The sequence below is a fragment of the Mycobacterium simiae genome, from assembly GCF_008370645.1.
GTDB lineage: Bacteria > Actinomycetota > Actinomycetes > Mycobacteriales > Mycobacteriaceae > Mycobacterium > Mycobacterium simiae_A.
Map to the genome: position 1 here is coordinate 1 of NZ_VTZN01000139.1, position 14,428 is coordinate 14,428.

General features: G+C 62.8%; 13 protein-coding genes and 3 pseudogenes. 11 read left to right on the forward strand and 5 right to left on the reverse strand.

Annotated features, from left to right (window positions below; genetic code table 11):
• Positions 1 to 299, reverse strand: a pseudogene (locus F0Q45_RS28675) (hypothetical protein); the annotation flags it as partial.
• A 457-nt stretch (positions 300 to 756) separates the two neighbouring features.
• Here F0Q45_RS28675 and F0Q45_RS19235 point away from each other — a divergent pair.
• The 4 genes and pseudogenes from F0Q45_RS19235 to F0Q45_RS29970 all read left to right on the forward strand — a co-directional run.
• Entirely contained in the window at positions 757 to 1,230 is a 474-nt protein-coding gene (locus F0Q45_RS19235; protein WP_149655454.1) for a glycohydrolase toxin TNT-related protein, read from the forward strand.
• Positions 1,230 to 1,754, forward strand: a complete 525-nt coding sequence (locus tag F0Q45_RS19240; RefSeq protein WP_149655455.1) for an Imm61 family immunity protein — start codon at positions 1,230 to 1,232, stop codon at positions 1,752 to 1,754. The genes F0Q45_RS19235 and F0Q45_RS19240 overlap by 1 nt, the downstream gene beginning before the upstream one ends.
• A 482-nt stretch (positions 1,755 to 2,236) precedes the next feature.
• A complete protein-coding gene (locus F0Q45_RS19245) occupies positions 2,237 to 2,488 on the forward strand; it encodes a hypothetical protein (RefSeq protein ID WP_149655456.1) in 252 nt (83 codons plus the stop codon).
• Between the two features lie 221 nt (positions 2,489 to 2,709).
• Positions 2,710 to 4,149, forward strand: a pseudogene (locus F0Q45_RS29970) (hypothetical protein); the annotation flags it as partial.
• Between the two features lie 13 nt (positions 4,150 to 4,162).
• On the opposite strand, the gene F0Q45_RS19255 reads toward F0Q45_RS29970, so the two are convergent.
• On the reverse strand, positions 4,163 to 4,579 hold the full coding sequence (locus tag F0Q45_RS19255; protein WP_188113029.1) for a F420-dependent biliverdin reductase: 417 nt from the start codon (positions 4,577 to 4,579) through the stop codon (positions 4,163 to 4,165).
• A 29-nt stretch (positions 4,580 to 4,608) separates the two neighbouring features.
• Between F0Q45_RS19255 and F0Q45_RS19260 the strand changes: the two genes are divergently transcribed.
• From F0Q45_RS19260 to F0Q45_RS19275, 4 genes are read left to right on the forward strand one after another with little or no spacing between them, the layout of a single operon-like run.
• A complete protein-coding gene (locus tag F0Q45_RS19260; RefSeq protein WP_149655457.1) occupies positions 4,609 to 5,358 on the forward strand; it encodes an SDR family NAD(P)-dependent oxidoreductase in 750 nt (249 codons plus the stop codon).
• On the forward strand, positions 5,355 to 6,524 hold the full coding sequence (gene cbiE, locus F0Q45_RS19265) for a precorrin-6y C5,15-methyltransferase (decarboxylating) subunit CbiE (RefSeq protein ID WP_149655464.1): 1,170 nt from the start codon (positions 5,355 to 5,357) through the stop codon (positions 6,522 to 6,524). The genes F0Q45_RS19260 and cbiE overlap by 4 nt, the downstream gene beginning before the upstream one ends.
• Positions 6,521 to 7,270, forward strand: a complete 750-nt coding sequence (gene cobM / locus F0Q45_RS19270; protein WP_149655458.1) for a precorrin-4 C(11)-methyltransferase — start codon at positions 6,521 to 6,523, stop codon at positions 7,268 to 7,270. Before cbiE ends, cobM begins: the two co-directional genes overlap by 4 nt.
• Complete coding sequence (locus F0Q45_RS19275; RefSeq protein ID WP_188113028.1) at positions 7,267 to 7,995, forward strand: cobalt-precorrin-6A reductase; 729 nt, start codon at positions 7,267 to 7,269, stop codon at positions 7,993 to 7,995. The genes cobM and F0Q45_RS19275 overlap by 4 nt, the downstream gene beginning before the upstream one ends.
• Here the strand turns inward: F0Q45_RS19275 and sigC are convergent.
• A complete protein-coding gene (gene sigC, locus F0Q45_RS29450) occupies positions 7,992 to 8,546 on the reverse strand; it encodes an RNA polymerase sigma factor SigC (protein ID WP_262491064.1) in 555 nt (184 codons plus the stop codon). The genes F0Q45_RS19275 and sigC overlap by 4 nt on opposite strands.
• Positions 8,547 to 8,681: 135 nt before the next feature.
• A pseudogene (locus F0Q45_RS29455) lies at positions 8,682 to 9,431 on the reverse strand (DUF2275 domain-containing protein); the annotation flags it as partial.
• Between F0Q45_RS29455 and bla the strand changes: the two are divergent.
• From bla to F0Q45_RS19295, 3 genes are all read left to right on the forward strand, one after another.
• Positions 9,430 to 10,350: a class A beta-lactamase gene (bla, locus tag F0Q45_RS19285; RefSeq protein ID WP_149655459.1), complete on the forward strand. Its 921-nt coding sequence runs from the start codon at positions 9,430 to 9,432 to the stop codon at positions 10,348 to 10,350. The pseudogene F0Q45_RS29455 and the gene bla sit on opposite strands and share 2 nt — an antisense overlap.
• A 249-nt stretch (positions 10,351 to 10,599) precedes the next feature.
• Positions 10,600 to 11,031: an MmpS family transport accessory protein gene (locus F0Q45_RS19290; RefSeq protein WP_149655460.1), complete on the forward strand. Its 432-nt coding sequence runs from the start codon at positions 10,600 to 10,602 to the stop codon at positions 11,029 to 11,031.
• Positions 11,028 to 13,958: an MMPL/RND family transporter gene (locus tag F0Q45_RS19295; RefSeq protein WP_149655461.1), complete on the forward strand. Its 2,931-nt coding sequence runs from the start codon at positions 11,028 to 11,030 to the stop codon at positions 13,956 to 13,958. Before F0Q45_RS19290 ends, F0Q45_RS19295 begins: the two co-directional genes overlap by 4 nt.
• On the opposite strand, the gene F0Q45_RS19300 is transcribed toward F0Q45_RS19295, so the two are convergent.
• Positions 13,908 to 14,428: precorrin-3B C(17)-methyltransferase (locus tag F0Q45_RS19300; protein WP_149655462.1), on the reverse strand; the 521-nt coding region annotated here is incomplete at its 5' end. The two genes, F0Q45_RS19295 and F0Q45_RS19300, sit on opposite strands and share 51 nt — an antisense overlap.

A 14,428-nucleotide genomic window follows, 5' to 3' on the forward strand; every position in this document is an offset into this window, starting at 1 on the left:
CAAACCGATCCGCAACCCAGCGGCGCCCCAGCGCCCCTACCGTCAGGCGACTCACCGCGAGCTCCGGTTGGGGTCACCCAACCCCCGGCTGGATCGGCTCCGGTGGGCGGAAGCCGGATTGACTCGCCCGCTGCGCCGACGCCCGCGGCCTCGGGACCGGCGGGTCTGCATGATCCACCTCCACCAGCCGAACCTCGTGCCGCGCCCGCACCCGTCGCCGTAGGCGAACAGACCACCTCAAGCAGCCCGCGACTGACTGAATCCACGCACTCCTCAGCGGCAGCGGAAAGAACTCCCACCAAACCACCCTCCGCGGCGTCTGGGCCCGCATCGGCGACGCCCGCCGCTACGTCCCCACGGTTCGCGTCCCCGGCTAGCCCAACCGAGCTGCCAGGACTGCGTGGCCCACATGGCGACGGCGACGTCGGTACCCGCGGTCAACCATCCGAATTGCCGTCGCCCGGCGGCGATGGCCCGCACGGGCGTGGTGACGGCGCCCCGCCGAGCAGTCAACAACCGCCACGACACGACGGAACACCTAGTGCCGGTGACGGTACTGGTAGTTTCCGCGAGTCGCACCCTGGGAGTTCCGGAACTTTGGACCCGGTGCATTCGCACGAGGCGTCAGGTGACGGATGGACTCGGTTACCGGATAAACCGACAGATCCGCATTACGGAGAACCGTTACCGCGTTATTGGCAATACGCAGATGACCCTGCAGATCTAAGTCAGATTACCCCAGATGTAAGGAAGCTCATGGAAGACGCTAACGCGCCATTCGGGCGCGACCCGAATGGGCATGCCTATGCCCAACAGGAATACCAGGAACGTTTCAACAAGTTAGGTCCGAATGGAGAGCATTGGTTTAATTTCCCAGGCAACAACGGCGCGGTACCCGGGACCAGGGTTGCTTACACGGACATTCGGCAGTTCATACAACATTATGGTAACCGACTCGACCGCATCGGCGATGATCAGGGTAGCTACTTCGGTGTCATGGAAAATGGACATGCGGCATCGTGGGAGCAGCGCGCTCTTCACGTGAAGTCGCTGCGCGATCCCTATCATGCGTATGCTTTGAACTTGCTGCCTGCCGGATGGAAAATTGAAATCTCAGAGGTTGCACCTGGACTCGGCCAGCGGGGCGGAGGTCTTCAAGTGCAGATAATCGATGCGGCTGGTGAGGCGCGAACCGAAGAAGAGCTGGTTGTTCAAGGGATATTGCGATAATGACAATAGCTGTGGACTTTTCAACTGATTTAGATGAGTGGATTCGGCTGGCTGGATTGGACACAATCCAGGGCTCAAAGGCAAGCGATGGCCGAACCGCAATCTGGAATAAAGGCGGTGAAGCACGCTATTTAGTCAGTTTTATAGATGGGTACTATGTAATAACTTCGTCTACTCGCCTGGGGCCTGAGAATTTCCATATCGGGACAGCGACAATGGCGCTACTTGAAAAATATCTTTTTGGTCATTTTGGCAATTCTGTCCGAAGGCGACGAGGTCTCAACTGGGTTCGTAAACCGTTCGCCATGGATGAACTTCAAAAGAGATATGCTATAGGGAAGATAGTTTTTTTGGGTCGTGAGAGAGATGCGCTAATAGATGAAGCCGAGGCCGTATTATCAATTGGTGCAGTTGATCGGCTGGTTGAGTTATCACACTATATTAATGTCCCGGTTTCCGTGATAAGAGATTCGTTTCTTAACCCAGAGGGTAAGCCATTGTTCTCCCCGCTTGAAGGGCGGTAGTTACTGTCTAGCCGATACTGGACCAGCCAACAGGGTAGACGTTCCGCGTGTACCGATGTCCATCGAGCAGACATGTACAAAGCCTACGGCCTTACACCATAGGGACCCCATATGTGCCTTGGCGTTGATGGAGGAAGCCCTTCGGGCGACATCGACTTTCATGAAGTCAACGAACGGTACCAAACCTGGCGACGCCGCTGGGTTTCCGCAACCGGGAAGGAACCGTCGCGGGAGGCGCCGGAATTATCAGATGGTAGTTTGTGGTTTCGTGACGGCTACCCTCATCCTGAGTGGACGGCGCAGATCATAAGACCCTCTCAATTCGGATACCTTCTCTTGAGCGTGACTACCGAGCGAAGAAGCTCGCCTCAAATGTCTGTAGAGGCTGTATTCTCACGCGCTGAGGACGCAGGCAAATACGTGCTTGCATTTTTTGGTGATATGCTACGTCTGAAATGTAATCTTGAGTCGGTATATCGTCAGTGGCAAAGAACCGGTTTATGTACCGCATTAGAAAAAAAGCTGCAGATCAAAAGATAGTGGAATTTATTGCTGAGTATAATGGCGTTTCGCGCGATGTGGTTAAGCGGCTGATGCACAAGTACTTGGTCAAAGCGGCGCCCGACCGCTACGCGCACCTGCCGAACTCAGGCGAGCCGACCAGTCAAGTACTGACCATGTCATATGCCGAGCTTGACTCCGCGCTAACTGAGGGTCTTGGTGTCGCGAAATAGCACTACGGCTTACCAAGTTCGCCCTATACCCTGGCGCTGTTTCTACGAAGATCGGCTCCGTCCGGGCTTTCGCCACTCGATAAAGCTCGCGAGGGTGGGATCGGGCGGCGACGGGTTCGGTTTGATCAGCGGAACTCTATTGCCACAGCAACCACCCGCGATTACAACACTTCCACAACATCTCTAGCTGCCGGCCCCGCTGACATGCCAAAGTACCGCGCATGCCCCGCACCCGATGGCTGCAGATCGTGGCCGTCGCCACCGTGTTCGGGGTCGTACTAGCAACGCCCGCAGCCGTAACCGCCGACACCCCGGAACAAACCTCGCCCACCCCACAATGTGACGCCATCAGCCCGATCGCGATCCCGTGCGTCGCGCTCAACAAGTTCGCCGATGCGGTCGCCGCAGAATGTCGTCGCGTCGGTGTGCCCGATACCGGCTGCGCCCTGCCGCTTGCTCACAAGGTGACCCAAGCCGCACGAGACGCCTACCTGCAGTCGTGGGTGCACCGCACAGCGCAGTTCCAGTACGCCCTGGCCGACCCAGTGCCGATCAGCCAAGCGCAATGGCTGGGCACCCATAATTCGTTCAACAGCCTCAGCAATTCGTTCACCGTCTCCCACGCCGACTCAAACCAGCAATTAACCCTCACCCAACAGCTCGACATCGACGTGCGTAGCCTCGAGCTCGACCTGCATTACATCCCACGGCTTGAGCTCCTCGGCAAGCGTGAAGTCACCGTCTGCCACGGGTTGGGACCAAAAAGTGCCGACTTGGGTTGCACCAATGAGCCGCCGTTCGCCAAGGTGCTGCCCCAGATCACGACCTGGCTCAACACACCCGGTCACACCGACGAAGTCATCCTGCTCTACCTCGAGGACCAAATGGACAACGCCGAGGCGTACGCAGCAACAACAGCCACCCTGGAAGCTGCCCTGCGCCGCCCCGACGGAACAAGCCTCATCTACCACCCTGACCGGGCCCGGCGCGCCTCCAACGGCTGCGTCCCACTCCCACTCCAGGCGTCGCGAAACGACGTCCGTGCCTCCGGCGCGCAAGTGGTGCTGATCAGCTCCTGCGTGCAGGCCTGGTCGAATGACGTTTTCGACTGGGACAGCGTCGAGGTGGAAAGCGGCTCGACGCCCGACTACCGCCCGTTCCCGGCTTGCGACGCCACCTACGGCAGCCGCGTGTACGCCTCGAAACTTGTTCGCTACTACGAGGATTCCACCTTGGTCACGGCCCTAACCAACCCAACCCGGCCACCGGCAAATCCAGAGACGCTCACACCGCCGAAGGTGCAGGCCATGACCGACTGTGGTGTCAATCTGTTCGGCCTTGACCAGCTACTCCCCGAAGACGGGCGTATCCAGGCATCGCTATGGAGCTGGGCACCGGACGAACCCCGTGCCTCCGCCGGAGCCTGCGCCCTGCAGGCAGCCAATGGCCGTTGGGTTGCCGCTTCGTGCGCAGACGCCCACCCGGCGGCCTGTCTTAACAAAGCGGGCGCGTGGACGCTGACGCCAACTCCGGTGACGTTCGCGCAGGCTCCATCAGCCTGCGCGGCCGCCAACGCAAGTTTCGCCCTGCCCCGAACGGGCGACCAGAACGCCCGGCTCCGTGCCGTAGCTGGTCCAGCGGGCGGTGCCTGGGTGCGCTACACCAGCGCGGAGGCTAGTCGCACCGGTCAAGCAACGATGACGACCCCAGCACCCGCTCTATTAGCACCTCGACGACCACCCGACGCGGATTCGGGCGTGGGGTGCGATAGCGCTGGGCGTAACGCAATTCGGCGTCGCGCACGGCGTCGATCTCGTTGTTGACCCGGGCCTTGCCTTCCAGCGACAGCCACCGGGCGCCGTCGACCTGACTCAAGACCGCGATTCCGCCGCGCTCGGCGTTGACCGCCTTCTGAGATCCACCGGAAGTGATCACGCGAGCCAGATGCGTGTGGGGATCGAACGTGAAACCGACCGCCACCACGTGTGGCGAACTGTCGGCCCGCAGCGTGGTCAGCATGGCCAAATGACGCTCGGAGAGAAACGCCAATGCATCATCGTTAAGCCGCGTCGTGGTCTTGGCCATCGCCACCCACGCTAGCGCAGGTGATAATCGCACCCGTGGATGACACGGGCGCGGCTCCGGTGGTAATTTTCGGCGGCCGCAGCGAGATCGGCAGTGAACTCGCACGGCGCCTGGCTCCCGGGGCAACGATGATACTGGCGGCACGACAGGCTGACCGGCTCGGCGAGCACGTCGCTGCGCTATACCAAGCCGGCGCCACCGATGTCCACACCAGGGAGTTCGACGCCGACGATCTGGCGTCGCACGGCCCACTGGTTGCCTCGATAACGAAAGATCACGGCCCCATCCGCACCGCGGTGCTGGCCTTCGGAATCCTGGGCGACCAGGCTCGAGCCGAAACCGACGCCGAGCATGCGATCGCCGTCGTGCACACCGACTACGTGGCGCAGGTCAGCCTGCTCACCCATTTGGCCGCCGCGATGCGCAAAGCCAATACCGGAACACTGGTGGTGTTTTCCTCGGTGGCCGGGGTGCGAGTGCGACGCGCCAACTACGTCTACGGGTCGGCCAAGGCCGGCCTGGACGGTTTTGCCAGCGGACTGGCCGACGCGCTGCACGGGACCGGAGTCCGGTTGCTGATCGCTCGCCCCGGATTCGTGATCGGACGCATGACGGCGGGTACGACGCCCGCGCCGCTGTCCAGCACGCCGGATCAAGTGGCCAATGCTACCGCGCGTGCCCTGGCCAAAGGCCGGCGTACCGTATGGATTCCGTGGATGCTGCAGCCGCTGTTCTTCACCCTCAAGCTGCTGCCGCAGTTCGTATGGCGCAGGATGCCGCGGTGATCATCGTGGTCGGTATCGGCGCCGACGGCATGCCAGGCCTCTCGCAATACGCGAGACGCGAATTACACAGGGCCACAGTCATTTATGGCTCCAGGCGACAACTCGACCTGCTCGACGAGACGGTAACCGGAAACCGACATGAGTGGCCGTCACCGATGCTGCCTGCCCTGCAGCAGCTACCGGCGCAAGGGCCAGACATCCACGTCGTGGCCAGCGGCGACCCGCTGCTGCATGGCATCGGTGGTACCTTGATCCGGTTGTTCGGCGCCGACAAGATCACTGTTCTACCGCACGTCTCGGCGGTCGCCCTCGCCTGCGCCCGCATGGGCTGGAACCTCCAACACACCGAGGTGATCAGCCTGGTCACCGCGCCGCCGCACACCGCCGTCCGCCGCGGCGGCCAGGCAATCGTTCTCTCGAAAGACCGAACCACACCCAAAGCGGTTGCGGTGCTGCTCAATACACATGGCCGCGGCGACTCCGAATTTAGCGTCCTCGAACAACTCGGCGGCCCGGAAGAACGCCGACTTGACGGCACCGCAAAACGCTGGGCCAATGAAACGCCAAGCGGCATTGACGATCTGAACGTCATCGCGATCCGCTACCTGCCCGACGAGCGCCTGGCGTCGCTGCCCGACCATGCGTTCGCCCATGACGGCCAGATCACCAAACATGACATCCGGGCGGTGACGCTGGCCGCACTGGCGCCCCGGCCAGGGCAGCGATTGTGGGACGTCGGCGCGGGCTCAGGCAGCATCGCCGTCGAGTGGTGCCGTAGCTGGCCGGGCTGCACCGCGATAGCGTTCGAACGTGACGAACGGCGCCGCCGCAACATCGGGGTCAACGCCGAGGCATTCGGCGTGAGCATCGACGTGCGCGCCCACGCACCCGAGCACTTCGCTGGCGCCGGAAAACCGGCAACGATCTTCATTGGCGGCGGCCTCACCCAACCCGGCCTCCTCGACGCCTGCCTAGACAACCTGCCCACAGCCGGCCGGTTGGTCGCCAATGCGGTCACCGCGGAATCGGAAGCGCTACTAGCGCAAGCCTATTCGCGACACGGCGGCCAACTCCGACGCTTCCAGCATTATCACGGGGAGCCGTTGGGCGGCTTCACCGGCTGGCGCCCGCAGCTGCCGGTGACGCAGTGGACGGTGACCAAATGACGGTCTATTTCATCGGAGCCGGACCCGGTGCCGCGGATCTGATCACCGTGCGGGGCCAACGACTGCTGCAACGCTGCCCGGTGTGCCTGTATGCGGGCTCGATCATGCCCGTCGACCTGCTGGCGTACTGTCCGCCGCAGGCGAAGATCATCGACACCGGGCCGCTGACCCTCGACCAGATCGTCAGCGAACTTGCCGACGCCGACGCTGCCGGCCACGATGTCGCGCGGCTGCACTCGGGAGACCCGTCGCTGTACAGTGCACTGGCCGAGCAATGCCGCCGACTCGACGCACTGCACATCGGCTACGAAATCGTGCCGGGCGTACCGGCTTTCGCCGCAGCGGCGGCCGTACTACACCGCGAGCTGACCGTCCCAGGGGTGGCGCAGACGGTCACGTTGACCCGGATAGCCACCCTGTCCACACCCATGCCGCCCGGTGAGGATTTGGCCACCCTCGCCAAGCCCGGTGCCACCCTGGTGTTGCACCTGGCGGCAGCCCAGATCGACGCCATCGTCCCACAGCTGCTAACCGGCGGCTACACGCCCGAAACTCCCACTGCCGTAGTGGCTTTCGCAAGCTGGCCACAACAGATTGTGCTACGCGGCACGCTGGCCGACATTGCCACCCAGATGCACCAGGCCAACGTCACCAAGACCGCCGTCATCGTCATCGGCGAGGTGCTGGCAGCGCAGCGGTTCACCGACAGTTACCTGTACTCAGCGGCACGCCGGGAGACGCATTGACCCGCCTACTGCTGCTCGGCGGCACGGCCGAGGCGCGGGCCCTGGCCGGCAGACTTCACCCACGCGTCGACATCATCAGCTCGCTGGCCGGCCGGGTACCCGACCCGGTACTGCCGGTCGGCCCAGTACGCGTCGGGGGATTCGGCGGCGTCGACGGGCTGCGGCGCTGGCTAGGAGACCAGCGCATCGACGCCGTCGTCGATGCTACCCACCCGTTCGCCGCGACCATCACCGCCCACGCAGCACAGGTATGCGCCGAACTGAAAATGCCTTATCTGGTGCTGGCCCGCCCGCCCTGGGATCCCGGTGCCGCCATCGTCGTCGACTCGGATGCCCAGGCAGCGGAAACCGTTACGCAACAAAGATTCCAACGGATTTTCCTCACCACCGGACGTTTCGGCACCCAGGCGTTCGCCGACAGCACCGCCTGGTTTCTGATCCGTGCGGTCACCGCGCCCGACATAAGCGTGCTACCGCGGCGGCACCGATTGCTGCTGTCCCGCGGCCCATATCGCTACCAGGGCGAACTTGCACTCCTGCGCGAACACCACATCGACGCACTGGTCACCAAGAACAGCGGCGGCGACATGACTCGGGCCAAGCTGGACGCGGCTGCAGCACTTGATATTGCGGTGGTGATGGTGGCGCGCCCGCAGCTGCCGGCCGGGGTGCCGACGGTGGACACCGTTGCACAGGCCGCCGCCTGGGTCGCCGCGCTGCGCTAACCGGTCAGGTCCTCGTATTCGCTGTCAGCGAGCAGTGCATCGCGCGCCCGAGCGACGCGCGACCGAATGGTTCCTATCGGGCAGCCGCACACCGCCGCGGCGTCGGCATAAGACAGCCCGAGCAACTGGGTGAGCAGCAGCGCCTCCCGCTGATCAGCGGTGAGCTGGGCGATCATCGTGGTGACTTCCACAAGGTCTTCGAACCCTCGAGCGTGACGGTTGTTGTAGCGCAGCTGTTCGGGATTGGCGCCATGGGCGGTACGGGGCCGCGAGCGGAGATGGCGGATGTGATCAGCAACCACCCGGCGCGCAATAGCCAGCAGCCACGTTCGGGCGCTGGAACGCCCGGAGAACCGCTTAATGGCCCCAATCGCGCGCAGGAAGGTCTCCTGCGTCAGATCGTCGGCGCTGGCAGCGTCCGACAGGTAGGTCACGAACCGCCACACGTCTTGCTGGGTAGCTTTGATAAAGGCCTCAAGCGCCCGCACGTTCCCGTTCGCAGCCGCCAAGGCTAGTGCGGTAACTGCCTCGTCGTCGGTTGCCGCAGTCATGGGCATCCACCTTAATCGGGAAGGCCCGCCGTGTATACGACCGGCTGTCGTAGAGCCGTTGATTGGCCGCGGATGTCTACGACGGCGACCGCGTGAAACGGCTTCGGGCCAGGCCGGCGAAGCAGCGTCGGCGCCGGTCGCCCGAGACGTTCGTGCCCCGCGCCGGTCTCGGGCCACCAACAGCGCGAACACCATGCCCGCCAGCACGGGCACGTGGCTGGCGATGCGGGCTGCGGTGACCTCGCCGTGCCAGGCGTCAACGGTCACGTAAGCCACCAGCGCCAGCCCATAGCCACCGGTAATGGCGGCCACACCGACAGCGGCGCCGGTCCAAATTCCCGCGACGATCATCGCCAACCCCAGCGCCAGCGACCAGGCGGTGGATTCGTGCAGCAGGTGTTCGCCGGTCATGATCTCGCCATGCCCGTCGTGGTGCGGCATGATGCCGAAGTCGATTCCGCTGATCTGCGCGGCCGCGATCGCCACCTGGAACATACCCATGGCGATCAGGGCCCATCGCCAATGGCCCGACCCCAGGATAGGGAGCCACCTGCGATACCGCGGAGTAGATGGAACGCCGGAAGTCGCCATCACCCGGGCGGCGAAGTCCGGGCTCTCGCCCGGGTAAACCGTGGCGAATCGCCGCGTCTGTGCGCCCGCACCGATCAGCCAGGTTCGACACCGGCGACACGATTGCAGATGGGCATCCACTTGCTGTGGCAGCACTTGCGGAGGCTCGCCGTCTAGTTGCGCAGACAACGCCTCGCGCGCAACGTCACACCGCATCTCTGCATCGTTGCGCACGGCTGCGCTGTGCGCAAAGGAAAAGGTGCGCGTAACTTCTCCGTCGACAGCTATTTCGACGGCCGTGTGATACTGCGGCATGCGCGATTACGGGTACACTGGATTCGGCCGCCGTCAGCTGCTGGCCGCAGCTGCACTGATGCCGTTGGCAGCCTGTGCGCACCGCCCCAACGACGGCCATCCCGCCGCGGCCACCCCGGCGCCCCCCGCCCCGGACCTGTCCGGTCGTTTTGAGCCGCTCGAGCGACAATACGATGCCCGGCTCGGCGTCTATGTGCCCGCCGCCAGCCCGAGCGCCGCCATTGCCTACCGCGCCGACGAGCGGTTCGCCTTCTGCTCGACGTTCAAGGCGCCGCTCGTGGCCGCGGTGCTGCATCAATACCCGCTCACCCACCTGGACAAGGTCATCACCTACAGCAGCGACGACATCCGATCGACGTCCCCGGTGACCCAACAGCACGTCCAGGGCGGAATGACCATTGGGCAGTTGTGTGATGCGGCAATTCGCTACAGCGACGGCACCGCGGCCAACCTGCTGCTCGCTGATATCGGCGGGCCGGCAGCCTTCACCGAGTATCTGCGCAGCCTGGGCGACCAGGTGAGTCGTCTAGATCAGGAAGAACCCGAGCTGAACCGCGATGCCCCGAGCGACGAGCGCGATACCACCACGCCGCACGCTATCGCCCTGGTCTTCCAACAGCTGGTGCTCGGTGATGCGTTGGCGCCCGACAAGCGGGCGATGCTCATCGATTGGATGGCGCGCAGCACCACCGGCGCCAAGCGGATCAGAGCGGGTTTCCCGGCCGACTGGAAAGTCATCGACAAGACGGGTACAGGTGACTACGGACGTGCCAACGACGTCGCGGTGGTGTGGTCGCCGACGGGCGTGCCTCACGTTGTGGCGATCATGTCCGATCGCGCCGCCGGCGGGTATGACGCGCTACCGAATGAAGCGCTCATTGCCGATGCGGCCAAGTACATCGCCGACGTTCTCGCGTAATAGCTAGCACCTGACCGCCCGCGACAAACACACCTTCCAAAATACCCTAGGGGGTATGGTATACCTGAAGCGGTGGCGTGACTGCCACCGGACCAGATAGTGAGGGGACGCGCATGCCAACGGGTGATTGGCGCTGGCGGTCTTGGTGCCCGAGGGCCATTCCTGGCAGGGGCAAACGGCCCTATCTGACACCGCAGCGCCCGCGCAAGACTGGCCGAGACGACCCGTCATAAGCGAAGGGACACGTCGATGTTCACTATGCTGAAGCGGGGTTGGGTACCGCTTGTCGTCGTCGTGGCAGTGGCCATCGGCGCCATCGCCGTCGATCGCCTCCGCGGCGTATTCGGCTCCGACGAACTCTTCTCGTCGGCTGGCAGCAGCGCAGAGACCATCGTGCCGGTCAACCCCAAGACCGTGACCTACGAGGTTTTCGGGCCTAACGGCACAGCAGGAAGCGTGAGCTACCTGAACAAGAATGCCGTGCCCGAGCAAGCGACCTTCACCAGCCTGCCCTGGACCTACACGATCACCACGACGATCCCAGCCGTCATCGCCAACGTGGTGGCACAAGGAAACAGCGACACAATCGGATGCCGTATCACGGTAAACGGTGCCGTCAAGGACGAGCAATCCGGCTACGGCCACCATGCCCAGACCTTCTGCCTGGTGAAATCAGCATGAGCAGCGACGATAGCGCCCGCCCGCGTTTCATGCGGGCGGTCCGTGCCCTAGCTGTGCCGATCATCCTGGCCTGGCTGCTTGTCACGATCGCCGTGAACATTTTCGTGCCGCAAATAGAGTTCGTCGCGCGGGCAAACGCGGTGACGATGTCACCGCAAGATGCGCCGGCAATGATCGCCGCCAAACGCATAGGTAAGACGTTCCACGAGTCCGATTCCGACAGCATCGTGATGGTTGTCCTGGAAAGCGACAAAGAACTCGGCGACGCGGCGCATCGCTATTACGACAGTTTGGTGACGAAGCTGCAGGCCGACACCAAACACGTACAACACGTCCACAACTTGTGGGCCGACCGCATCACCGCCGCCGGCGTTCAGAGCGGGGACGGCAAAGCCGCGTATGTCCAACTCAATATCGCCGGCAACCAGGGCAGCACGCTGGGAAACGAATCCGTCGACGCAGTCCGGAAAATCGTCGACCATTCATCGCCGCCCAACGGAATCAAAGCCTACGTCACCGGCCCGGCGGCGCTCACCACGGACATGAACGAGGCCGCCGACAAGAGCATGTTCAAAATGATGGGGGTGACGGGCGTGGTCATCATGATCATGCTGTTTATCGTCTATCGCTCCGTCAGCACGGTACTTCTGGTTCTCCTGATGGTCGGTTTCGAAATGGGCACCGCCCGGGGACTTGTGGCGATTTTGGGGCACAACCACCTGCTGGGCTTCTCGACATTCGTTGTCGCCATGCTGTCATCCCTGGCTATTGCGGCGGGAACAGACTACGCCATATTCCTCATTGGGCGCTATCAAGAGGCCCGTCAGGTCGGCGAAGATCGGGAATCGGCTTATTACTCGATGTTCCGCGGCACATATCACGTTATTTTGGGCTCCGGGCTTACGATTGCCGGTGCGACGTTATGCCTGCACTTGGCGCGGCTGTCCTATTTCAAGGCGCTGGGCATTCCGTCGGCGCTGGGGTTGCTGGTCGTCATCGCGGGGGCGCTGACGGCCGCGCCGGCCATTGTCGCTGTGGCATCTCGGTTCGGGCTGCTTGATCCGAGACGGATGATCAAGGTGCGCGGGTGGCGGCGGGTCGGTACCGCGACCGTGCGCTGGCCCGGACCGGTTTTCGTGGCATCCCTTCTCATCACGATCGTTGGCATGCTGGTGGTGCCGAGCATGAAAATCAGTTACAACGACCGGTATTACATACCTCGCGATCTGCCGTCGAATGTCGGATACGCCGCGGCAGAGCGCCATTTCAGCGCCGCACGATTGAATCCCGACATCCTCATGGTCGAGGGCGATCATGACCTGCGGAATTCTGCCGACATGATTTTGTTGGACAGGATTGCCAAGGATATCTTCCGTACGCCCGGTATTGCGAGGGTACAAAGCATTACCCGGCCACTGGGCAGCCCGATCGAGCACACGTCGATCCCGTTTCAGGTGAGCATGCAGGCGCTGCCCATACAAGAAAATCTGCAATTCATGAAAGACCGCATGGCCGATATGCTGAAAATGAGCGACGATCTCGGCGCCATGATCGGGTCGATGCAACGTATGCAGGGTTTACTGGGCCAGCTGAGCACCACGACACACCGGATGGTCGCCGACATGGGTGAGATGAAGGCCACGCTGGACGAAATGCGAGATCATCTAGCCGATTTCGACGATTTCGCGCGGCCGCTGCGAGGTTATTTGTCCTGGGAACAGCACTGTTTCAATATTCCGGTGTGCTGGGCATCAAAGTCGCTGTTCGAGGCGATCGACGGCGTCGACCAATTCAGCGAGAACATGGACACGCTGCTCAAAGATGTGACCAACATGGATGTGTTGCTACCTCAGCTGCGTGCGGAGTTTCCGCCGATAATCGCTGTCACACAATCCATGCAAGGGACATTGCTGACGTTACACAGCAGTTTCTCCGGGTTGGTCACGCAAATGTCTCGGATGACGGACACGGCAAGCGCAATGGGCCAGGCGTTTGACTCCTCGAAGGCTGACGACTACTTCTACCTTCCGCCGGAAGCCTTCGACAATCCCGACTTTCAGCAGGGCCTGAAACTCTTTTTGTCGCCAGACGGCAAGGCCGCGCGCTTCATCATCACCCACGACTCGGATCCGGCTACGCCCAAAGGGATTTCGGCGGTCAAACCGGAACTCAATGCCGCGCGCCAAGCCGTCAAGGGCACACCCCTGGCCGATGCCAAGTTCTATCTCACCGGGACGGCCGCGATCTACAACGACATTCAAACCGGCGCCAAGTACGACATCCTGATCGTGGGAATCGCTGCGCTGACACTGATATTCGTCGTCATGGTGATCATTACCCGAGCCTTGGTGGCCTCACTAGTGATCGTCGGCACGGTGTTGTTGTCGCTGGGCGCGGCATTTGGGCTGTCCGTGTCGGTTTGGCAACATCTGCTGGGCTTGGACTTGAACTGGATCGCCCCGGTGTTCGGAGTCATCATTCTGTTGGCCGTTGGGTCCGACTACAACCTGCTGCTGGTGTCCCGCTTTCAGGAGGAAATCGGCGCTGGACTCAAGACCGGCATCATCCGCTCCATGGGCGAAACCGGCGGGGTCGTTACTGCGGCAGGACTCGTCTTCGCGTTCACCATGTTGTCCATGGTCGCCAGTGACCTGCGCTCGATTGGCCAGGCCGGCAGCACAATTGGACTGGGCTTGCTGTTCGACACCCTGGTCGTGCGCTCGCTCATGACGCCGTCCATTGCCGCTCTGCTGGGCCGTTGGTTCTGGTGGCCGCTGCCGGTCCGGCCGCGACCGGCTAGCGCCATGCTGCGACCGTTCGGGCCGCGGCGGCTGGTGCGGTCACTGCTGTTGGGTGAGCCGGCCGATGTCGCCAGCTCAGCGCCGGTAGCGGCGAGGTGTGAAGACTCGGTCGCCGCAACCCGCTGAATACCACTGGGTCTGCGAGGATCCCACGATCAGCAGGGTGCGCATGTCGATGTCGGCCGGGTTTAAGTCCGCCAACTGCACCACTCGAACCTCTTCATCGCGGCCGGAGACGTTGCGGCCGATCACCACCGGTGTGCCGGGTTCGCGGTGCTGTAGCAGCAGGTTTCGCATCGCGCCGATTTGCCACCTCCTCGTATTGGAAGCCGGGTTATAGATGGCCAGCACCAGGTCGGCGGCGGCTGCGGCGGCAAGGCGGGCGGCGATCACCTCCCAGGGCTTGAGCCGGTCGGACAACGAGATCACCGCGTAGTCATGGCCCAGCGGAGCGCCCACCCGGCTGGCCACCGCCTGGGCTGCCGTCATCGCCGGAATCACCCGGACTTGCACCCCCGGCCACTGTTTTGCCTCCTCGATGACGGCCGTGGCCATCGCGAACACACCGGGATCACCCGAGGACACCACCGCCACCG